Source organism: Sphingomonas aquatilis (assembly GCF_014196115.1).
Classification (GTDB): Bacteria; Pseudomonadota; Alphaproteobacteria; order Sphingomonadales; family Sphingomonadaceae; genus Sphingomonas; species Sphingomonas aquatilis.
This window is the reverse complement of sequence record NZ_JACIDB010000001.1, coordinates 616,366-635,562: the sequence shown is the minus strand read 5'-3', so window position 1 is coordinate 635,562 and position 19,197 is coordinate 616,366. Positions and strand designations below refer to the sequence as shown.

Annotated in this window: 25 protein-coding genes; 7 read left to right on the top strand and 18 right to left on the bottom strand. The window is 67.7% G+C overall.

Annotation, left to right across the window (positions count from 1 at the left end; all coding sequences use genetic code 11):
* Window positions 1-108: 108 nt before the first annotated feature.
* The 8 genes from GGR47_RS02955 to GGR47_RS02920 form a co-directional block, all read right to left on the bottom strand.
* Complete coding sequence (locus GGR47_RS02955; protein WP_183949425.1) at window positions 109-1,164, bottom strand: PepSY-associated TM helix domain-containing protein; 1,056 nt, start codon at window positions 1,162-1,164, stop codon at window positions 109-111.
* A 47-nt stretch (window positions 1,165-1,211) separates the two neighbouring features.
* Window positions 1,212-1,463 carry a ribbon-helix-helix domain-containing protein gene (locus GGR47_RS02950; RefSeq protein WP_147037418.1) on the bottom strand — a complete coding sequence of 84 codons (252 nt, stop codon included), beginning with the start codon at window positions 1,461-1,463 and terminating at the stop codon, window positions 1,212-1,214.
* Entirely contained in the window at window positions 1,456-2,139 is a 684-nt protein-coding gene (locus GGR47_RS02945) for a Fe2+-dependent dioxygenase (RefSeq protein WP_147037419.1), read from the bottom strand. Before GGR47_RS02945 ends, GGR47_RS02950 begins: the two co-directional genes overlap by 8 nt.
* Window positions 2,140-2,203: 64 nt before the next feature.
* Window positions 2,204-4,648 carry a TonB-dependent receptor gene (locus GGR47_RS02940; protein WP_183949424.1) on the bottom strand — a complete coding sequence of 815 codons (2,445 nt, stop codon included), beginning with the start codon at window positions 4,646-4,648 and terminating at the stop codon, window positions 2,204-2,206.
* 111 nt (window positions 4,649-4,759) lie between these two features.
* On the bottom strand, window positions 4,760-6,079 hold the full coding sequence (locus tag GGR47_RS02935) for a pilus assembly protein TadG-related protein (protein WP_147036597.1): 1,320 nt from the start codon (window positions 6,077-6,079) through the stop codon (window positions 4,760-4,762).
* A 4-nt stretch (window positions 6,080-6,083) separates the two neighbouring features.
* A complete protein-coding gene (locus tag GGR47_RS02930) occupies window positions 6,084-6,644 on the bottom strand; it encodes a TadE/TadG family type IV pilus assembly protein (protein ID WP_147036596.1) in 561 nt (186 codons plus the stop codon).
* A complete protein-coding gene (locus tag GGR47_RS02925; RefSeq protein WP_147036595.1) occupies window positions 6,641-7,255 on the bottom strand; it encodes a TadE/TadG family type IV pilus assembly protein in 615 nt (204 codons plus the stop codon). The genes GGR47_RS02930 and GGR47_RS02925 overlap by 4 nt, the downstream gene beginning before the upstream one ends.
* Before the next feature lie 95 nt (window positions 7,256-7,350).
* Window positions 7,351-7,890 (bottom strand): J domain-containing protein, encoded by a 540-nt coding sequence (locus GGR47_RS02920; RefSeq protein ID WP_017977838.1) that lies wholly within the window; start codon window positions 7,888-7,890, stop codon window positions 7,351-7,353.
* 113 nt (window positions 7,891-8,003) lie between these two features.
* Between GGR47_RS02920 and GGR47_RS02915 the strand changes: the two genes are divergently transcribed.
* The 6 genes from GGR47_RS02915 to GGR47_RS02890 all read left to right on the top strand — a co-directional run bounded on the left by GGR47_RS02915 (window position 8,004) and on the right by GGR47_RS02890 (window position 11,268).
* Complete coding sequence (locus tag GGR47_RS02915; protein ID WP_017977837.1) at window positions 8,004-8,294, top strand: BolA family protein; 291 nt, start codon at window positions 8,004-8,006, stop codon at window positions 8,292-8,294.
* A 13-nt stretch (window positions 8,295-8,307) separates the two neighbouring features.
* Window positions 8,308-9,033, top strand: a complete 726-nt coding sequence (locus tag GGR47_RS02910) for a glutathione S-transferase (RefSeq protein WP_017977836.1) — start codon at window positions 8,308-8,310, stop codon at window positions 9,031-9,033.
* A 154-nt stretch (window positions 9,034-9,187) separates the two neighbouring features.
* A complete protein-coding gene (locus tag GGR47_RS02905; protein WP_147036594.1) occupies window positions 9,188-9,646 on the top strand; it encodes an NUDIX hydrolase in 459 nt (152 codons plus the stop codon).
* The gene (locus tag GGR47_RS02900; RefSeq protein ID WP_017977834.1) at window positions 9,639-10,538 is read left to right on the top strand and encodes a pirin family protein; all 900 of its coding nucleotides are present in this window, start codon (window positions 9,639-9,641) and stop codon (window positions 10,536-10,538) included. Before GGR47_RS02905 ends, GGR47_RS02900 begins: the two co-directional genes overlap by 8 nt.
* A 50-nt stretch (window positions 10,539-10,588) precedes the next feature.
* Window positions 10,589-11,083: a nucleoside deaminase gene (locus GGR47_RS02895; RefSeq protein ID WP_147036593.1), complete on the top strand. Its 495-nt coding sequence runs from the start codon at window positions 10,589-10,591 to the stop codon at window positions 11,081-11,083.
* Window positions 11,080-11,268: a ComEA family DNA-binding protein gene (locus GGR47_RS02890; RefSeq protein WP_147036592.1), complete on the top strand. Its 189-nt coding sequence runs from the start codon at window positions 11,080-11,082 to the stop codon at window positions 11,266-11,268. Before GGR47_RS02895 ends, GGR47_RS02890 begins: the two co-directional genes overlap by 4 nt.
* Window positions 11,269-11,548: 280 nt before the next feature.
* On the opposite strand, the gene GGR47_RS02885 is transcribed toward GGR47_RS02890, so the two are convergent.
* From GGR47_RS02885 to GGR47_RS02840, 10 genes are all read right to left on the bottom strand, one after another.
* Window positions 11,549-11,854, bottom strand: coding sequence for a hypothetical protein (locus tag GGR47_RS02885; protein WP_147036590.1), 306 nt, complete (start codon window positions 11,852-11,854; stop codon window positions 11,549-11,551).
* Window positions 11,855-11,871: 17 nt separating this feature from the next.
* Entirely contained in the window at window positions 11,872-13,362 is a 1,491-nt protein-coding gene (locus tag GGR47_RS02880) for an HWE histidine kinase domain-containing protein (RefSeq protein WP_147036589.1), read from the bottom strand.
* Between the two features lie 136 nt (window positions 13,363-13,498).
* Window positions 13,499-13,663 (bottom strand): hypothetical protein, encoded by a 165-nt coding sequence (locus GGR47_RS02875; RefSeq protein WP_167509757.1) that lies wholly within the window; start codon window positions 13,661-13,663, stop codon window positions 13,499-13,501.
* Window positions 13,664-13,998: 335 nt separating this feature from the next.
* Window positions 13,999-14,142 carry an entericidin A/B family lipoprotein gene (locus GGR47_RS02870; RefSeq protein ID WP_018250489.1) on the bottom strand — a complete coding sequence of 48 codons (144 nt, stop codon included), beginning with the start codon at window positions 14,140-14,142 and terminating at the stop codon, window positions 13,999-14,001.
* 70 nt (window positions 14,143-14,212) lie between these two features.
* Window positions 14,213-15,094, bottom strand: a complete 882-nt coding sequence (locus GGR47_RS02865; protein WP_147036588.1) for a hypothetical protein — start codon at window positions 15,092-15,094, stop codon at window positions 14,213-14,215.
* Window positions 15,095-15,127: 33 nt separating this feature from the next.
* Window positions 15,128-15,295, bottom strand: a complete 168-nt coding sequence (locus tag GGR47_RS02860; protein ID WP_167509756.1) for a hypothetical protein — start codon at window positions 15,293-15,295, stop codon at window positions 15,128-15,130.
* A complete protein-coding gene (locus GGR47_RS02855) occupies window positions 15,292-16,803 on the bottom strand; it encodes a PAS domain S-box protein (RefSeq protein WP_063687912.1) in 1,512 nt (503 codons plus the stop codon). The genes GGR47_RS02860 and GGR47_RS02855 overlap by 4 nt, the downstream gene beginning before the upstream one ends.
* Window positions 16,804-16,813: 10 nt before the next feature.
* Window positions 16,814-17,245, bottom strand: coding sequence for a CsbD family protein (locus GGR47_RS02850; protein ID WP_017977824.1), 432 nt, complete (start codon window positions 17,243-17,245; stop codon window positions 16,814-16,816).
* A gap of 34 nt (window positions 17,246-17,279) precedes the next feature.
* Entirely contained in the window at window positions 17,280-17,609 is a 330-nt protein-coding gene (locus GGR47_RS02845; RefSeq protein WP_147036587.1) for a hypothetical protein, read from the bottom strand.
* A 96-nt stretch (window positions 17,610-17,705) separates the two neighbouring features.
* Window positions 17,706-17,900 carry a hypothetical protein gene (locus GGR47_RS02840; protein ID WP_183949423.1) on the bottom strand — a complete coding sequence of 65 codons (195 nt, stop codon included), beginning with the start codon at window positions 17,898-17,900 and terminating at the stop codon, window positions 17,706-17,708.
* Window positions 17,901-18,061: 161 nt separating this feature from the next.
* On the opposite strand from GGR47_RS02840, the gene GGR47_RS02835 reads away from it, so the two are divergent.
* Entirely contained in the window at window positions 18,062-18,946 is an 885-nt protein-coding gene (locus GGR47_RS02835) for an alpha/beta fold hydrolase (protein ID WP_147036585.1), read from the top strand.
* Window positions 18,947-19,197: the final 251 nt, after the last annotated feature.

The window sequence follows — 19,197 nt, the reverse complement described above, 5'->3', positions numbered from 1 at the left end:
TGGTCCGGGGTCCACCGGACCGCGAGGGAACGGCAAGAGCCTCCAGCCATCCCCCCAGCCGCAAAGTGGACCCCGGACCAAGTCCGGGGTGACGACGGAAGAAACCCCCTACCCCCGCGCCGCCACCTTCGCGCGCCAGCCACGGGCGCGCCACCACATGATCACGCCGGTCACTGCCAGCCCGGCCGGCAACAGCCCGCCGAGGAAGATCACCACCTGCCAGACGATCCCCATATCGTCGCCATCGTGAATCCGCCGCATCCAGCGCGCCGCGCCGCCCGGCTTGCGCGCCGCCGCAGCCACCGCGACGCCGCCGTCGTCCGCCACCTTGATCCGGCGCCCATCGGCCAGGCTGACCGTCCAGTCCGCCGACCGCTCGGTCGGCCAGCCGACGCTGCGCAGCGGCCCCTTCGCCACCCCCGCGGCACGCGCGACGACCGTGTCCACGGACTGCGCCGGCTCGGCCACCGGCGGCGCGAAGGCGGGGCGCCCGCCGCCCTCCCGCCCCCCGAACACGCCAGGAAAGCTGATCCACACGCCCGTCAGCGACAGGACGAACAGCGGCAGCGCGATCCAGAAGCCCATCTGGTAATGCAGGTTGCTGTCCGTGTTGCGATGCCGGCGCCAGCGAAACCCCTTCGTCCAGCGGCCGACGCTCGGCCACCACAGCCACAGCCCGGTCATGCTCGACAGCAGCATCGCGACGCCGATCCAGCCCACGATCGTCCGCCCGATCCCCGGCACCTGCAAACTACCGTGCAGCACATGCAGGAAGCGCATCACGCCACCACTGCGCGGCGCCACGGCCAGCACGCGCGCGGTGGGCGGGTCGAGATAGACCGTCGTGCGCGCTGGCGGTCCGCGTCGCGGCGCCTGCGCACCCACGGCGCTGACCGTAACGGGGCCGTCCCCGTCCGGCAGACCGAGGTCGCTGATCCGCTCGTCCGGCGCCAGCACACGCTGCGCCGCCGCCACATAGGTTTCGGGGGCCAGCAACGCGGTGCCGCTGGTGGAATAGCGTTCGGCATGGATCAGTCGGTCCAGCGGCTCGCGCCAGACGAGCGCCGCGCCCGACAGCGACACAGGGATGATGAGGATGGCGAGCGTCAGCCCGATCCATTTATGGACCTGAAACCAGGTCTTTCGCCATTTGACCGCGTTCATCGTTGCATATCCCCGACTGTGCCCCGGCGGTCGCATGGCGGCGGGCGTCAGGTCAACGTCCGCGCGAACAGCCAGCTTCTCAACGCACTGGCAAGGTTGGGCGGATCGTCCGCGGCGATGCGCAGCACGTCGATTTCGGCGACCAGCGCGGACAATGGCAGGCTGCAGCCCTGCGCCGCCTCTTCCAGCGCACGCCAGAACACGGGCTCCAGGCTGATCGACGTCTGGTGACCGGCGATCGTGATCGACCGCTTCACCGGCCCGACGAAGCCGCAGGCGGGGGCCGCAATGTCAGGCATCGGCCCAGCGCCGCAGCAGATTGTGATAGATGCCGGTCAGTTTGACGACCGCGGGATCGCCCTGACCGTTGCTGGCCGCGACCGACTGGATCGCCTCGTCCAGCTCGAATAGGGTCCGCCGCTCGCCATCGTCGCGGACCATAGATTGCAGCCACAGGAAGCTCGCGGTGCGCACGCCCCGCGTCACCGGCGTCACGCGATGCAGGCTGGAGGCGGGGTAGAGGACCAGATGTCCGGCGGGCAGCTTGACCGTCTGCGGGCCGAAGCGATCCTCGATCACCAGCTCGCCGCCGTCGTAACTGTCGGGATCGTCGAGGAACAATGTCGCCGACAGGTCGGACCGGATGCGGAAGTCGCTGCCGCGTTGCAGGCGGATCGCATTGTCGACGTGCAGCCCGAAATCCTCGCCGCCCTCATAGCGGTTGAACAGCGGCGGAAACACCTTGAGCGGCAGTGCCGCGGCGAAGAACAGCGGCGACCGCCCCAGCGCGTCGAGCACGAACGCCGCGCCGGCGCGCGCCGCCTCCGATCCTTCGGCGAGCTGCCGGTTGCGCTTGGCGAGCGCCGCCTGCGGGCCCGAGGTGACGTTGCCGTCCACCCATTCGCCCGCGTCGATAATCTCCCGCAGCCGCGCCACGCCCGCCGCATCCAGAATATCGGGGATGGCAATCAGCATGACTGGTGGTTCCTCAGGTCTCTTCCCCGCCGGGGGCTGATGTGGCGGGGAAGAGTAGCAAAGATCAGAAGCTGCGGAACAGGCTGAGCACCGTCTGGCGCCGATCGCCGGGCATCGCCCAGCCGCCGGTCACGACGCCGCTGGTCGCGTTGATATTGTTGCGGACGTTGGTCAGATACTTTTCGTCCGTCAGGTTTTGGATGTTGAGCTGCGCGGTCCAGCCGTTGCCGAAGCTGTAGGCGAGATAGGCACGGTGGATCAGATAGTCGGGCGCGCGCAGCTGCACGCCGTTGGTCAGCACCGGGACATAGGTGGTGAACGACCCCTGATAGGTCAGGCCATAGCCCAGCTCGAGCCCGAACGGCAGCTTGTACGTGGTGAACAGGCTGCCCGAATGCGTCGGCGTCTGCACCAATGGGCTGCCGCGCTGCGGGTCGGGATTGGCGACCGAATTGCCGCAATTGGGCGTACCCGTGCTGCCGGGATTGGCGAGGCAGTAATCGGACACCGACTGCAACACCGTGCTGTCGAGATAGGTATAATTGGCGAAGATCGTCCACGCCTTGGTGATATTGCCCGATGCGCCCAACGCGATGCCGTCGACGCGGCTCTTGCCGCCCAGCACCTGCACCGTCGGCAGCGCGGGGTCGTTCGAGGGCACGCGATAATTGGTGCGCTCGTTACGGAACACCGCCGCGGTCAGCTCCAGCCGGCGATTGAACAGCCCCGCCTTCACGCCCGCCTCGTAATTGCGCGCGGTTTCGGGCGCGACGCCGCAGGTGTTGGTGACGATATTGTTCGACACGCTGACGCAGCCGGCGCGCACGCTCGGCGACGAGGGCGTCTTGGCGTTGCCGTAGCCGGCATAGACGCTGACGTCGCGCACCGGGTGGAACACCGCGCCGACGCGATACGAGAACAGCCGTTCGTTGTTGATCTGCGGCGTCTGCAACGCGGCGGCGGGCTGGCTGACGCCCAGCGCCAGCGTCCGGAGCGGCAGCGCGCGGAAGTCGCTGCGCTGCATTTCCCAGCGCACGCCGCCGTTCAGTTCGAAGAAGCGGTTCAGCTCCAGCGTGTCGAAGGCATAGACCGCGACATTGGTCTGGGTCGACCGCGACTGGGCGGTCGTCACATAATTGATCGGCCCGCGATAGACGCTGTCGGGATTGCTGATCGACAGCGTCGGCAGCGGCGACACCGCCGATCCGTCCGCATTGCGCAGCAGCGATCCGCTGGTGATGCGATAATCCTCGACGATCGCGGACATGCCGATGTTGGCGACGTTACGGAGCCCGCCTTTCTCACCATGTTCCAGCCGCAGGTCGGTCTGGTTGGCGAGCAGCTGGTTCTCCTGGTCGCGTACCAGCCCGCGCGGGCCGGACGGGATCCATTGGCCCCGCTGCAACCCCGTCGGGCACGCCGCGCCGACCGGATTGGTCGCGCTGGTCGCCACCGGCTGGCGGCCCGTACCGGCGAGGCAGAAGGTGCCCTGCGGCGCGCTCGTCACGCTATATTGGCCGACGCGCTGCCAGCGGGTCAGGTTGCGGATCGAGACATGCGCGTCCGCCTGATGTCGGAAGGTCGCGGTGAAGCGATCCACCGTAATCTGCTGGCGATCGAGGTTGCTGTAGCCGTAATAGTCACTGCGATCCGCGCCGGTGATCAGGCCGCCGACCAGCGCGTTGTTGAAATAGGGCACACCGTACAAAGGCGTGTTGTCGTCGCGCTGGTGGACATAGGCGAGCGTCAGGCTGGTCGGCCCGCCGATCCCGATCGTGACGGCGGGTGCGACGCCCCAGCGTTCGTACTTCTCGACGTCGCGGCCAGGCACGTCGTTGTGGTGGTAGACGGCGTTCAGGCGCACCGCGACATCGTCGCCGACGCGATGGTTCGCATCCACCGTGCCCCGCCAGTAATTGTCGGTGCCGACCGATCCCTGCACGATCGTCAGATCTTCGGCTCGCGGTTCCTTGGTGACGAGGTTGATCGTGCCGCCGACGCTGCCCGATCCGTTGAAGACCGAATTGGCGCCATTATAGACTTCGATCTGCTGCAGATTGAACGGATCGGTGCGGCTGTATTGCGCGCTGTCGCGGATGCCGTCGATCGTGATGTCGGTGTTGGCCGAATAGCCGCGCAGGTTGATGCTGTCGCCATAACCGCCGCCGCCCTCGCCCGCGCCGAAGGTGATGCCGGGGATCGTCTGCAACGCATCGCGCAGCGTCTGGAGGTTCTGCTTGCGCAGCACCTGATCGGAGATGACGGTGATCGTCTGCGGCGTGTCGATCAGCGCAGACGTCGCCTTGGGGCTTTCGACCACCGCAGGCGCCACCTGTCCCTTGCCGTTGACGATGATGTCGTCGCGCTCGCCCTCGCGCCGGGCATCCTGCGCCTGCGGGTCGGCGGCAACGCCGGCCTTTGCGGTCGCCGCAACCGGATCAGCGGCAAAGGCCGGCGCGGACGCGAGGAAGCCGATGCACGACAGCGCCAGAAACGGTGGTTTGGTCATCAAAAACGGTCCCCTTTATGGGGCGTCCGTTAATGCGAGTTATTATCACCGTCAACGCTAATGCGAGCTACTCGCATATATTTACACGTTATACGCCGCGGTCGCGCGCCCTCATTGCGTGATCCGCGCCGTCGCCACCGCATTCTGGAACAAGGCCGACAAGGCGGCCGCGATGTCCCCATCGGTCGTCACCTTGGTGTACAGGCCGGTCGAGGCGCAGGCCTGCAGCGCGGGTTCGACCTTATACAGATTGGGTGCGACGTTGACCTGCGACCAATTGTCGTTGTCGAGCGATTCGCGCAGATATTCGGTGTAGAGCACCGCGATGCGGATGCCGCGCGCCTTGATCGCGTCGCATTTGGCGGTGTCGATCGCGATTTCGGGCTTGCCGCCGGGACGCGCTTCGTCGCGCATGCCGTCGGTGATCATGAACATCACCGCCTTGGGCGCCTCGCCGTTCAGCCCCGATCCCGGATCGGTCATCATCGCATTGATGTTGTCCATGGCATCGCTGGTGCCGCTGTCCTGGTCGTTGAAGCCGACTTCGGTGCTTTTGCACGCGGAGGTCGGACAGCCGTTGCTGTAGAATTTCGATGGCCCGATCAGGCCGGTCGCATCGATGATCTTCTGGACGGTGCCGGTCAGGCTCTGGAGCGTCGAAAAGCCGCCCTTCCCCCGGAACCCCGCCATCGCGAACTGATAGGCCGCGCCGTTGCGACTGGCGGTCGTCGTCGCCGTGCTGATCAGGCTGCGCACGGCGGTCGCCTCTTCATCGACCCGCAACGTCAGATTGTAGGATCGGGCGACGTTGTACAGGCTCGTCTGATTGCCGTTGGCGTCGGTGCCGGTCAGGTCGTTGACCGAATGGCAGGCGAACTTGCAGCCCTTGCTGTTGCTCTGGGCGATCTTCAACAGGCCTGCGCTCGTCGTCGGCAGCGCCATCGATCCCGACACGTCGAGCAGCATGTAGAAATTCATGTTCGGCGCGATGGCGTTTGTCGTCGACGACGCGCCACTGATGTTGAGCACCCGGAGGCCCAGCACGCGCGCAAAGACGTTCCCCGACGTCGCGGTATAGGTGACCGACGCGGTGCGCCGACCGGTGCTGTCCTTCACCGCGGTCGCGGTCACGTTGGTCAGCTGCACCGCGCCGGGCCCGAGCACCGACTGCGCCTGGATCAGGAACATCTGCCGCGCCTGATCGGCGGCGGTCTTGTCGTCCAGCGGCATGGCTATCTTGCTGACCGCCACCAGCGCCGCCGCATCCGCGACGCCGTTCAGCTTGGTCTGCGACTTCATCGCGCGCGCGTAATCGATGCCCATGCCGACCGCGAAGGTCATCGGCATCACGGCAAAGCCGAACATTCTCAGCACGTTGCCGCGGCGGTCGCGGCGGACGTCACGCAGGCGGGAGAGCAGGGAAAAGGTCATGGGATCAACAATCCACACAGGTGACGGCAGAGGAATTGCGCGGCAGCATGATCAGCGAATCGCCCAGCTTGATCGGCCCGATGAAGCCGAAATTGGTCGGCGGCTGATAGGCATAGGTCACGCGGGCGATCAGGAACGACACGCCGCGCACCCGCATCTGGGTGGGGATCGTCGCCACGGTGCCCTTCACGTCGGGAATGCCGTTCAGGGCCCGGCTCCAGTCGACGCGCGCCTGGTAATTGTTGTCGATCGTGACATGCGTCAGCCGGATCGTCGCGCGGGCGGCGGGATAAGGCGCCATCACCTGCGTCGCGGCGGCCAAGCTGTTGTCGATCTCGCGCTGCGTGGTCGAGCCGGTCGCGTTCTGGGCGATCAGGTCGGCGACGCCCCGTGTCGCGATCGTCACCTTGCGATTGCACGAAATGCCGTCCTGCAACTGGACGCTGCCCAGGTACAGGATCAGCAGGATCGGCAGGATCATCGCGAATTCGATCAGCGCCAGCCCGCGTCGATCGCGCCGCAATGCGCCGAAGGGGCGCGGCCATCGGATGCGGCGCCCGGTCATTGATAGGTCTCCGACTTGGCGACCGACGTCGCCATCAGCAGCCGCCGACCCTTGCCGATATTGCTGAAATCGAACAGCGGCGACGTCTGGATCGGCCACACGTACATGAAACGGACGGCGACGATCGATCCCTGGTTCCCCAGGTCGTAGGCGAAGACGTTGGCGATGCGGCCGTCGGGGCCCATGGTGATCGCCGGCGGCGAATTGTCGAGCAGCGTCCAGTCGACCGCGCTCTTCACCTCCACGTACAGGCGCGAACACGGCAGGAAGGCCGGCAGCGATGCGCAGCCTGCCTGGCGGAACCGTTCGGCCAGTTGCGCCCGCGTCATGCCGGACATGGTGCCTTTATCGTCGGCGGCCTGCGTCCGGCCGGTCACGATCCCGCGTGCGGCGCGCTCGACCGCGGTTTCCAGCGTTTCCTGGACGAAATAGGCCAGGCTCGTCACGGCCACCGCCAGCATCAGCGCGACGAACGGCACCGCGACGATCGCGAATTCGACGATCGTCGCACCCCGCGCATCGCGCAACAGGCGCGCGGCGCCGCGATGCGCCGCGGGCGCGCGATGCGCCGGGCGCCGGGCACGGGCGCGTGGGATGGTCGGAGGCCTCATGCGGCCATCCTACCGGACAAAAGTAAACAAAAATCCAAACTGGTCCGCTTCGGGCTTTCCAGCGAAATGGATTTATAGGCCAGCCGCGTCGGGGGTCACAGGAAGGCGGGGGCCTGCCGCAGCTGCTGATAGGCCGCGATCACCTTTTGCAGCATCGCCTCGTGGCTGCGATCGCCGCCGTTGCGATCGGGGTGATAGGTGCGGACGAGTTCCGAATAGCGCTTGCGCAGCGCGGTCCGATCCGCGTCCGGGGCCAGCCCCAGCACCTTCAGGCTCGCCCGGTCCTGACCCGACAGCGGCTTGCCGTCGCGGCGCTCGGGCGCGACCTCGCGGCGATAGCGTGCGCCGATCGCATCGAGCGGATCGCGGAAATCGGCCCAGCGCGGCCCCTGATCGCCTGTGCCCGCGCGCGCGAACGCCCGCGTTTCGCTTTCCCAGCCCGCCAGCGGCCGCTGCGCGCGATGGATCTCGTCCGCGGTCATCCCGTCGAAGTAATTGTACCGGCTGTTGAACGCGCGGACATGCTCCAGGCACATCCAGCGGAACGCGCCCGGCCCGCCGCCGCCATCGCTCGCGCCTTCCAGCGGCGGCGCGCGGAATTCGCCCGGCTCCTCGCAGCCCGGCTCGGCGCACATCCGGCCATTCGCTTCCACCCGGCCATGAAACCGCGTGTGCGGCCGGTCTTTCCTGTCACTTCCGCGCGCCACGAACGCTCCCTAATCTGCGCAAGTGTGGCTATATAGGCGCGATGACCGACACCGCCACCGCCGCCCGTCCCCTCGCCGACATCATCGCGGAGCGCCTGCGCGACGCGCTGCAACCGACCCATCTTGAGGTCGTCAACGACAGCCATCATCATGCCGGCCATATGGGCGACGACGGCACCGGGGAGTCGCATTTCAGTGTGTCCGTCGAAAGCCCGCTCTTCGCCGGCGAAACGCGCGTCGCACGCCAGCGCCGCGTGAACAAAGCGCTCGCCGATCTGTTGTCGACGCGCATCCATGCCCTCGCGATCAAGGCACGCGCGCCGGGCGAGTGAACGGGAGAGCCTGATGCCCTATCGCTTGTGGTATTGGCCGACGATCCAGGGGCGCGGCGAATTCGTCCGCCTGGCGCTGGAGGCGGCCGGCATCGACTATCTCGACTGCGCCCGGCTGGAGGGTGTCGAGGCGATGATGGCCGATATGGAAACGCGGGCGAAGGCCGGCCGCGGCCCGTTCGCCCCGCCCTATCTCGCGCTCGACAATCACGCGGTGGCGCAGGTCGCCAACATCCTGCAATTCCTCGGCCAGCAGCACGATCTGGCGCCGTCGAACCTTGCCGACCGGCAGTGGATCAACCAGCTGCAACTGACCATCGCCGACTGCATCGCCGAGGTTCACAGCGTCCACCATCCCGTCGCGATGATGGCCTATTACGACGATCAGAAGGACGAGGCCGCACGCGCCGCCGACCAGTTCCGCAGGGAACGCCTGCCCAAATATCTCGACCATTTCGAGGCGGCGGCCCGGCATGGCCCGACCGAATGGCTGGTCGACCATCGCTGGACCTATGCCGACACATCGCTGTTCCAGCTGGTCGAGGGGCTGCGCTATATGTTCCCGCAGCGGATGGCGGCGCTGGAATCGCGCTATCCCGCATTGCTCCGCCTGCGTGACGCGGTGGCGGATCTGCCCGGTATCCGCGCCTATCTGAAGAGCGACCGGCGCCTGCCGTTCACGACCGAAGGCATCTTCCGCCACTATCCCGAACTCGACTGCGGATCGCGCCTGCACTGAACCGCAGCGTTTCCGGATTGCGGGCTGTCGCGATCGCGTCGGACCGGTAAGACGCGCCCCAGCCCCTTGGCCTCCAGCCGTGCTTCGCAAGGCTGGCGCCCACGGCCTACAGCCGCCGACCGGCTGACACCGAACGGGAGTGGAAGGAAGCCCGATGTCGTCGACCGTGCCCCGCGTCCCCCGCCCCGCCGCCCGCATCCTGCTGGTCGATGGCGCCGGCCGCGTGCTGCTGATGCGCTTCACCCCCGGCGACCGCCCGCCCTTATGGTGTACGCCCGGCGGCGCGGTCGATCCCGGCGAAACCTATCCGCAGGCGGCCCGCCGCGAACTGTGGGAAGAGGTGGGACTGGACATCGATTGCGGGCCGGAGGTCGCGCAGCGCACCTGCGAATTCCTGACCTTCGAAGGCGTCGAGGTGATCGCCGACGAACGCTATTTCCGCGTCGATATCGATCGCCACGACGTGCAGGCCGGCGCGCTGACCGCGCTCGAACAGCGCTTGCTGGCGGGATCGCGCTGGTTCGCATTGTCCGAACTCGCCGATTGGCCGGAAGTCATCTACCCTGCTGATCTCGAACAGCTTCTTCGCGAAACGGAGCCTGCCCGTGCTTGACGATTTCGTCCTCCAGACCATCACCCCCGTCACCCACGACCTGGGCGGGTTCAAGGTCCACCGCACGCTGCCCGGCCGCGCCCGTACGATGGTGGGGCCGTTCCTGTTCTTCGACCAGATGGGCCCGGCACAGCTCGCCGCGGGCGGCGGCATCGACGTGCGCCCGCATCCGCACATCAACCTCGCGACCGTCACCTATCTGTTCGACGGCGCGATCGAACATCGCGACTCGCTCGGCACGCAGCTGCGGATCGAACCCGGCGCCGTGAACCTGATGACCGCCGGCCACGGCATCGTCCATTCGGAACGCTCGCCTGGCGACGAGCGCGCGCATGGGCCGGTTCTGTCGGGCATCCAGACTTGGCTCGCCTTGCCCGACGCCCAGGAGGAAATGGCGCCCGATTTCGAACATGTCGCGCGCGATGCGTTGCCGACGCTGGAGGCGAACGGCGCCCGCGCGCGCATCATCATGGGCGAATTGTGGGGCCAGCGTGCGCCGACCACCACCTATGCCGGCACGATCTATGCCGACATCCTGCTCGATCCCGGTGCCGCCGTCCCCATCGACGCCGCGGCGGACGAACGCGCCATCTATCTCGCCTTCGGTGAGGCGACGCTGGAGGGCGTGCCGCTCGAACCGATGAAGCTCTACGTCCTGCGCCCCGGCATCGCCGCGACGCTGCGTTCGGAGACCGGCGGCCGGGCGATGCTGGCGGGCGGCGACGCCTTCAAGACCCCGCGCCACGTCTGGTGGAACTTCGTCTCGTCGCGCCGCGAGCGGATCGAGGAGGCGCGCCGCGCCTGGACCGCCGGCGAATTCCCGCTCGTCCCCGGCGACGACAAGGAATGGATTCCCATCCCGCAGGTACCCAACACGGTCAGTTATCCCTGAGGCGTCTTTCCCCGCGCTGGTGCGTTAGGTCCTTCGAAAGCGGGGCGAATATGTGCGCAGGTGACGACGAATATTGGATGCGGACGGCGATCGACGTCGCGCGATCGAAGGGGTCCGATCCGTCGACCTCGCCGCTCGGCTGCGTGATCGTGCGCGACGGCAAGGTGCTCGCCGCCGAACGCAACCAGACGCACGAGCTGCCCGACGCCACCGCGCATGCCGAAATGATGGCGATCCGCCGCGCCTGCGAAGGGATCGGCGAACTCGAGCTGCGCGGCGCGACGCTCTATTCGACGCTGCAACCCTGCGGCATGTGTACGATGGCCTCGATCTGGTCGAAGGTCGGCCGCGTCGTCTTCGGCGCCGGCCGTGACGACGTCCATCCGATGTATTTCGAGGCGAAACACGTCGACACGCTCGCCTTCATCGCCGACGCCTATCGCGACGATATCGAGATCGAGGGCGGCTGCCTGGCCGACGAATGCGCCGAACTCTATTACGGCCCCGATGCCGATCTGCCGAAAGAGGAGCAGGCGAACCTGTGAGCGTCAACGTCAACACCGCCACCGCGGACGAGCTCGACGCCGTTCCCGCACTCGCCGGCCACGGCTTCGAAATCGTTCGCTACCGCGAAGACCGCGGCGGCTTCACCGCGCTACGCCAACTGGACGAAGTCCCCGGCCTCGCCGGCAAGGTCGACCCCGACGACGACACGCTGATGCTGGAGTAACGCCCCCTCCGTCATCCCGGCGCACGCCGGGATGACGGAGGGAGGGGCGAACCACCAAGGCGCCCGTCACGCCGCACCCGGCAGCCCCGTCGGCCAACACGCAAACCCCCGCCCCCCTCCGTCATTCCCGCGAAGGCGGGAATCCAGACGCGCTACCGTCGCGGCTCCATCACGGCCGGTAGCGGTTATGGATCCCCGCCTCCGCGGGGATGACGGTCAGGCCTAAAGGACGCGCCAACCAACACCCGCCACCCTACCAACACCCGCGAGCCAAAAAGCCCTACGCCCCCAACCCCGCAAACCACGCCGCATACGGCGTATTGCGCGCCATATGCCGGTTGAGGTCCGGCGCTCCGTCATCCCACCACACCGGTCCGCGTTCGCCGAGCGCCACCTTCGCCGCATCCACCGCGGCATGCGCCTGCGTCTCCGCGTCCGCGTCACCCGCCCGTTTCGCCGCCGCCACCGCCCGCCGCGCCGCCATCAGCTGCGATACCAGCCGTTGCCGCTCGTCCTCCGCCAGCGCAGGGTTGGCGCGTCGCCACAGCCGTCCGCGCACCACGATATAGCGCAGGTCCGGCGTCACCGGCGGAGTCGTCCCGCTCAGACCGGGGCCTCGATCGCGAAGCGCACGCCCTCGGGCGCATAGGTGATGCCGGCCTCCCCCTCGACATGCTGGGCGAAGACGCGCTGGATCATGCGCGTGCCGAAGCCGGTGTGCATCGGCGCGGTCACCGGCGGGCCGCCCTGTTCGGCCCAGCTGAACGCGAAGCGCCGCGCGCCGACCGCGCCGACCAGCGCCCAGCGGATCGCGACCTGCCCCTCGGGCACCGACAGCGCGCCATATTTGATCGCGTTGGTCGCCAGTTCGTGCAGCGCCATCGACAGCGCCAGCGTGATTTCGGGGCTCAGGCGGATGTCCGGCCCTTCGATCGTGAAGCGCCGGCCGTTGCTGTCGAGGAACGGCGCCAGCACGCGCTCGACGATCTCGCCGATCGCCGCGCCCTCCACCTCGTCGCGCACCAGCAGCTCATGCGCCGCGCCCAGGCTCGCGATCCGTCCCGCCACCGCCGCCCGTGCCTCGCCGAGCGACGGCGCGTCGCGCAACGTCTGGCTGACCACCGCGCCGACGGTCGCCAGCGTGTTCTTCACCCGGTGCGTCAGTTCGCGCGCCAGCACCGCGCGATGCTCCTCGGCGAATTTGCGCGCCGTGATGTTGCTGGTGAAGCCCGACATTTCCAGCGGCGTTCCATCGGCGCGCCGCTGGACCGCGCCGCGCGCATGGATCCAGCGCTGCTCGCCCGCCGGCGTCAGGATGCGATATTCGATGTCATAGGGCGCGTCGTTGACGACCGTGTCCCTGATCGCGGCGAGCACGCGCGCGGCATCATCGGGGTGGAGGCTTTCGGCCAGGTCCTGCTCGCCGAAATGCGCGCCCGCCGGAAAGCCGAAATTCGCCAGGCACGATTCCGATGCGGTCAGCACGTTGCTCGGCAGCGCCAGCGTCCAGGTGCCGAGGCCACCCGCATTGAGCGCCATCGCCAGCCGCGCCTCGCGCTCGGCGAGCAACGCCTCGCGCTTTTCCAGTTCCGCATTCAGCGAGTCGCGATCCTGCTGCAATTGCTGCAGCCGGTGCCGCTCGATCGTCACGTCCAGCTGCGATGCGACGAAATAGCGCAGCTCGCCCGCGGCATCGAACACCGGTGCCACCATCAGCCGGTTCCAGAAGGGCGTACCGTCGCGCCGGTGGTTGAGCAGGTCGACTTCGATCCGCTCGCGCCGTCGGATCGCGGCGCGCAGCCGCTCGACATCCGCGGAATCGGTCAGCGGCCCCTGCATGAAACGGCAATTGCGGCCCAGCACTTCCGCCGCATCGAACCCCGTCAGCGCGGTAAACGCGTCGTTCACATAGATGAGCGGATTATCGGGCAGCGTGGGATCGCTGACCACGATCGCGGTGATCGAATGCTGCACCACCGCCAGGAACGGGTCGCTGGGGTCGAGCCCGCGCAGGAACGCGTCGATCGCCGCGCGCACGGCGGGCGGCGCGACGAATGGCGTGTGCGGAACGGGGGGCAGCGGCTGTCGGTCCAAAGCAGGAACGGTCCTAGGCTAAAGCGGATGCCCGGACAAGAGACGCTACCGTTACGGATGCAATCGGATTGGCCTCAAAAGGCATCGGCAGTGAACCATCATGTCGTTGATCCGCCGCGATTAAATGGCGGGTTTGTTACGCGCCGTTGGTCGCCTTGAACGCGGCGGTCCGGGCGATGCGATCCGCCATCGCCAGCCATGCCTCCTCCGACCGGCGATAGCGATCGCGCACCTGCGACAGCTGGGTCGCTGCGGCCTCGCGCGCGCAGGACGCCGCCTGCTCCCGATAATAGCTTTCCATGGCGTCAGGCCCCTTTCTGCATGGTCGATCGAGATGGTCGATACGCCACGCGAAAGCGCCGGCGCGCCCAGCGGCGCGGACCATCGCGATGGCTTAGGAAAACGAAGGACCCGCATCCGCGCATCCGGTCCGGATGGCGCTGCTCAGGCCGTGCAAGGGGCCTCGCGATGGGGAGACTGTTGGTCAGGGCAGGTCCGGCAGATCAAACGATGCGGGCGCAATCGGATAAGACCCGCCCGTTTGACCTACAACGCGCGATCCGCTCGACGGTTCCCGCGCCATGACGGGCCCGCGATGCGAAACGGGGCGGACCCTTCGGCCCGCCCCGCCCGGCGTCACTTCTTCTTTTCGCCCGAGGCGTCGGAGATGGCGGAGCCGGCCGACTTCAGGTCCTTGCCCGCGCCATTGACCGTGTTGCACGCCGACAGCGACAGCACGGTGGCGAGCGCCAGCGCGGCGCCGATGGTCTTGGTGGTCATCATCGTGTCCTTTCCAGACAGTCGGTAAAAGGATGCGGCGGGCCCGAATACGCCGGCCCGCCGCGCACACTCAGCGCAGCTTGCGGCGGGTCGCCGCAGTTGCACCGAAACCGGCCGCGCCAGCGCCGATCAGCAGCGCGAGCACGAGCATGAACGAGGTGCCGGCGGCAGCACCCGCCGCCTTGTCGGTCGCGACCTTCGCGGTTTCGACCGTCTTGTCCTTAGCCTGGACGAACTGCTGCTTGGCGCGCGTCACCTGGGCCTGCGCCTGTTCGCGACTGATCTTGCGCTGCGCGGCGACGATGTCGACGACGCGGGCTTCCGCCTGCTGACCGTCGGCGCCGCCACGGGCCATCGCCGGCAGTTCCTTGGCGATCGCGGTCTGCGCCTGTTCGGGCGTCATCTGCGCGGGATCGTTCGGCGCATCCGACAGATAGGCCGCGGCCTCGCTGCGCACGTCCTGCTTGTCGATGCCCGCGACCGAGGCTGCGGCCGGTGCCGCCGCGCCCACCGTGCTGCCCGCCGCGCCGGCGACCGCACCCACCGTGCGGAACGCGCCGCCGATGATGCCGCCGACGACCGATGTCAGCAGGTACAGCGTCAGGATCAGCGTGACGCCCCACACGACCAGGCCGTGGACCAGCGCGTCGAACCGGTCATGCACGCCCGCGACGCGCGCCGCGGCATAGCCGCCCGCGCCCAGCGCGATGACGGTAGTGATCAGCCAGAAGATGCCCGCGCCGATGCCGAAGCCCGCCGCGCCCGGCGTCGTGCCCTCGACCGGATCGACCATGGTCAGGCCGATGCCCGCGCCCAGGATGCCCAGCACCAGCTGCACCGCCACGGCGATGACGACGCCGGCGAACACCGCGCCCCACGACAATCCGGTCGGCGTCTTCGCCGTGCGCAGGTCATCGCCCGGCACCGGGCCGGTATAAGCATGGGTAGCCATAATCACTCCTGTTGGAAAAATGCGTGTCCGGGATCAGTCCCGGGATTCCTTGGTCCGGCGGGTCGCCGCAGCGGTGCCCGCGTCCTTTTCGGCACGACCGCGCTCGCGCGCCGCATCGTCGCCGATCAACTTGCCGATCGCTTCCTGCACGGATCCCTTGGTCGCGCGCTTGGCGGCATCGGCTTTCGGGGTCTTGCTCATGCCGCCGCCTCCGTTTCGATGACGACGCCCTCGCCGTCAAAGCCGCGCGCGCGGGCCCAGGCGACCGCGGCGATGCGCCGGTTGACGCCGATCTTGGCGTAGATGCGCGCGACATGGTTGCGCACCGTGTTGCCCGACACGTCGAGCGCCCGCGCGATCCGCTTGTCGTCATAGCCGCGGCAGATCAGCGCCAGCACGTCGCGTTCGCGCCGCGTCAGATCGTCCAGGCCCGGCCCGTCCGCCTGCCGCTCGGGCGCGCGCAGCCGGGCGAGCTTGTCCATGATCGACCGGCTGAACCAGCTGGTGTCCTTCATCACCGCCTCGATCGCCTCGACCAGCTCCAGCTCGGTCGCCTTGCGCTGCGTGATGTCTTGGAACGCCCATAGCACGCAGGCGTCGTCGCCCAGCCGGATCGCCTCGGTCGATACCAGACAGTCGATCCCTGCGCCGTCCTTGGCATGGATGCGCGCCTCATGACCGCGCAGCGCATGCCCGTCCTCGATCAGCGCCTCGATCTCCTCGCGCATCGTGGAATGTTCCCACAATTCCACCTCGCCCAGCGGGCGGCCGATGATCTCGGTCGAGGCATAGCCGGTCATCTGCGTGAAGCTGGCATTCACCTCGCACAGCAGATGTCCGTCGCGCGCGCCGATCGCCATAGGCACCGGCGCCATCTGGAAGGTGCGGGTGAACCGCTCCTCGCTGTGGCGCAGCGCGCCCTCCGCCTTCCGGCGCGGCTCCAGGTCGGCGAAGGTGAACAGCATGCACGGCTGGTCGCCCATGTCGATCGGTTGCCCGGCGACGATCACCAGCTTGGTGCCGCCACCCGGCAGCTCCAGCTCCGCCTCCATCTGCGGGATCGTCCGCCCTTCGGCGAGCCGTTCCTTGGCCAGATCGCGGCGTTCCGCCTCGCGCAGCACGTCGATGTCGTACACCGTCTTGCACAGCACCTGGTCGCGCTGATGCCCGGTCATCTCCAGGAACCCCTGGTTGACCTTGACGAAGCGCAGGTCGCTCAACCGGCAGATCACCGCCGGCGCCGGATTGGCGTTGAACGACTGTTCGAAGCGATCCTCCGCCTCGTAGCGCGCCGACACGTCCTGGATGATCAGCACCAGGCACGCCGGCTCGCCATCGTCCGCGTCGTTGAGCACCAGGCTGCGCACCTGATGCACCCAGCGGGGGGCATCCTCGCCCGCCACCGTCACCTCGACGACGACTTCGGAAAAGCTGTCGCCCGCGACGACGCGTTCGATCGGGTAATCGTCCGCTTCCAGCCGGTGGTTGTTGCGATAGCGCAGCTGGAAGCGGGATCGATATTCGTCGACGGTCGCGCCCAGCTCCTCGACCGACCCGACGCCGTGCATCGCCAGCGCGGCGTCGTTCGCCCAGAGCAGGCTCTGGTCGGGATCGATCAGGATCACCCCTTCGTCGAGACCGACGATGATCTGGCGCAAATGGCGCAGATCGACGGTGTCACGCAGGGATTTGAGCAGGGCGGCCGTCATCGCGTGCCCCTCAGGCGCGACGCCCGTGGATCAGCCAGCCGAGCGCATAGCCACCGACCAGCGCGGCCACCGCCCACAAAGCCGGCGTGTCCTGCACGGTCTTCGCCGCCGCCTTGCCATGCTCGCGCGCGGCATCCGCGGCGACCTTGCCGTGCTTGCCCGCCGCGTCCTTGGCGCGTGCGGCGGTGTCGCCCGCCACGTCGGCGATGCGCTCGCCCGCATCCTTCAGCCGGTCGCGCGCTTCGTCGAGCAACTCGGGTGCGCTGTCCACCGCCTCGCCGATGATCGACTTGGCGCGACCATAGGTGTGCTGCGCACCGCCGGCGACCTGATCGACGACGCCGTCGACCTGCCAGTCGCGGCTGTTCACCGTATCGCCGACCGCCTTTTCGACCTTGCCGGTCGCATAGCGCACGCCGCCGTGGAATTCGTCCTTGTTCATGGAATATCTCCTTTGCGGATGGGAAAGTGCAGGATCAGGGCAGGACGCCGCAGCCCGCCGCGGCCTTGCCGACCGACAGAGCGATCTTCGGGTCCTTCAGCTCGCCCGCGACCCGGATCAGGTCGCCCACCGTCAGCACGCCCGGATTGGGATCGTTCTGCTTGTAAGCGGCGGCGGCACGGCCCAGCTGTTGCAGCTGGCCGAGCGTCAGGTCGCTTTGCAGGCGCCCGCCGACGCAATCGGCGCGGCCTTCGTCCAGGCCATAACGCTGCAGCCCGGTCGAAATCCGCGTCGCGGGTGCAGCACAGGCGGCCAGCGCCACCGTACCGCAGAACACCGCCGCTATCGTCCGGGTATGCCCCATGGCCGATCCTTGCCTCTGCCGGCCCCACAGCAGGTCCGGTTCGGGCGCATCAACCCATGTTAGGCTGGTCCGTTCCTGGTATCTTTGCGCAAATACCTAGTCAGGAAGCACTATTTCCAGCAGCCCAAGTTGCTCGCGATACAGCTGCTCCAGCCGCAAATGGATCGCGCGCGATCCCATATCCGCTGCTTTTTCAGCGCTTTGCCGATGCTCCTCCGCCCGGCGCCGCAGATAGGCCAGCTCCTCGGGGCCGGACCGGAAAACGGGTGTCTCTGAAGGCGTATCGGTCATGGGGCGGCACGCTAACGTGCTGTTTCACCGTGCCTATCGGCCAGGATGCACCCATGACATGGTAGATCGGTATGCCAATGCGCACGGGCATGACGGCATGACCAAAGGCCGCTAGGCTTGCCGCACGACGACCCGCACAGGGCTTGCGACAGGAGAGAGTGATGACCGACATGCCGCTGACCCGTATCGCGCTGCCCACCGGTGTGGAGCTCGACGTCGCGATCGCCGGCGATCCCACACATCCGCCGGTCATCCTGCTGCACGGCTTTCCCGAATCGCACCGCACATGGCGCGGCGTGATCCCCGATCTCGCCCGCGACCATTATGTCGTCGCGCCCGACCAACGCGGCTTCGCCCGCTCCTCCAAGCCGCAGGGGGTGGAGGCCTATGCCGCCGAGCATATCCTCGCCGATCTGATCGCGCTCGCCGACCATCTCGGCATCGATCGCTTCACGCTCGTCGGCCACGACTGGGGCGGCGCGATCGCGTGGATGGCGGCGCTGACCCGGCCCGATCGCGTCGCGCGCCTCGTCATCGTCAACGCGCCGCACCCCCTGCTCTTCCAGCGCGCGCTGTTCGACGAGCCGGAGCAGCGCAAGGCCAGCCAGTACATCACCCGCTTCCGCGACACGGGCATCGACCAGGGCCTCGTCGGCGCCGGCCTCGAAAAATTCCTCGGCTCCACCTTCGCGCATCACGTGACGCACGCCATCGCCGGCGCGGACAAGGCCGCCTATCTGGACGAATGGTCGCAGCCGGGCGCGATGACCGCGATGCTCAACTGGTATCGCGCGTCGAAGGTAATCGTCCCCGCGATGGACGAAACCCCGCCCCGCCCTGCCTTCCTCGACGCGCCCTTCCCGCCGGTGACGCAGGACACTTTGGTCATCTGGGGCATGCGCGATTCGGCACTGCTGCCGGTGCTGGTCGATGGCCTGCCGCCCTATGTCCCGCAGCTCACGATCGAGAAGATCGACGCCGGCCATTTCGTGCCCTGGGAAAAGCCCGAGGCGGTCGTCGCGGCGATGCGGCGCTGGGACATCTGACGCCCCCACACCCACGCCCGTTCGTGCTGAGCCTGTCGAAGGGCGGGTCGCCACACACACCGCCATCGCCCGTGGCACCCGTGCTTCGACAGGCTCAGCACGAACGGCGTGGATGGGGCGGCAATGCGTTGATGCGAAACCGGAATAAAGGACAGTTACCTTTCCCCAAGATGACCAAAGCATTCCTCACGCGTTCAGCGACGCACGGTCACAAGACCGTTCTGCGTTACGCCCCAACCCACAAGCGGGCG

Coding starts and splice junctions, on each gene's coding strand:
- GGR47_RS02870 (WP_018250489.1), bottom strand. CDS start 14,142: ATGACCACCAAGACCATCGGCGCCGCGCTGGCGCTCGCCACCGTGCTG.
- GGR47_RS02925 (WP_147036595.1), bottom strand. CDS start 7,255: ATGAGGCCTCCGACCATCCCACGCGCCCGTGCCCGGCGCCCGGCGCAT.
- GGR47_RS02935 (WP_147036597.1), bottom strand. CDS start 6,079: ATGACCTTTTCCCTGCTCTCCCGCCTGCGTGACGTCCGCCGCGACCGC.
- GGR47_RS02930 (WP_147036596.1), bottom strand. CDS start 6,644: ATGACCGGGCGCCGCATCCGATGGCCGCGCCCCTTCGGCGCATTGCGG.
- GGR47_RS02860 (WP_167509756.1), bottom strand. CDS start 15,295: ATGAGCAAGACCCCGAAAGCCGATGCCGCCAAGCGCGCGACCAAGGGA.
- GGR47_RS02865 (WP_147036588.1), bottom strand. CDS start 15,094: ATGGCTACCCATGCTTATACCGGCCCGGTGCCGGGCGATGACCTGCGC.
- GGR47_RS02895 (WP_147036593.1), top strand. CDS start 10,589: ATGTGCGCAGGTGACGACGAATATTGGATGCGGACGGCGATCGACGTC.
- GGR47_RS02875 (WP_167509757.1), bottom strand. CDS start 13,663: ATGGAAAGCTATTATCGGGAGCAGGCGGCGTCCTGCGCGCGCGAGGCC.
- GGR47_RS02920 (WP_017977838.1), bottom strand. CDS start 7,890: ATGTGCGCCGAGCCGGGCTGCGAGGAGCCGGGCGAATTCCGCGCGCCG.
- GGR47_RS02945 (WP_147037419.1), bottom strand. CDS start 2,139: ATGCTGATTGCCATCCCCGATATTCTGGATGCGGCGGGCGTGGCGCGG.
- GGR47_RS02955 (WP_183949425.1), bottom strand. CDS start 1,164: ATGAACGCGGTCAAATGGCGAAAGACCTGGTTTCAGGTCCATAAATGG.
- GGR47_RS02915 (WP_017977837.1), top strand. CDS start 8,004: ATGACCGACACCGCCACCGCCGCCCGTCCCCTCGCCGACATCATCGCG.
- GGR47_RS02905 (WP_147036594.1), top strand. CDS start 9,188: ATGTCGTCGACCGTGCCCCGCGTCCCCCGCCCCGCCGCCCGCATCCTG.
- GGR47_RS02835 (WP_147036585.1), top strand. CDS start 18,062: ATGACCGACATGCCGCTGACCCGTATCGCGCTGCCCACCGGTGTGGAG.
- GGR47_RS02850 (WP_017977824.1), bottom strand. CDS start 17,245: ATGAACAAGGACGAATTCCACGGCGGCGTGCGCTATGCGACCGGCAAG.
- GGR47_RS02840 (WP_183949423.1), bottom strand. CDS start 17,900: ATGACCGATACGCCTTCAGAGACACCCGTTTTCCGGTCCGGCCCCGAG.
- GGR47_RS02855 (WP_063687912.1), bottom strand. CDS start 16,803: ATGACGGCCGCCCTGCTCAAATCCCTGCGTGACACCGTCGATCTGCGC.
- GGR47_RS02940 (WP_183949424.1), bottom strand. CDS start 4,648: ATGACCAAACCACCGTTTCTGGCGCTGTCGTGCATCGGCTTCCTCGCG.
- GGR47_RS02910 (WP_017977836.1), top strand. CDS start 8,308: ATGCCCTATCGCTTGTGGTATTGGCCGACGATCCAGGGGCGCGGCGAA.
- GGR47_RS02845 (WP_147036587.1), bottom strand. CDS start 17,609: ATGGGGCATACCCGGACGATAGCGGCGGTGTTCTGCGGTACGGTGGCG.
- GGR47_RS02950 (WP_147037418.1), bottom strand. CDS start 1,463: ATGCCTGACATTGCGGCCCCCGCCTGCGGCTTCGTCGGGCCGGTGAAG.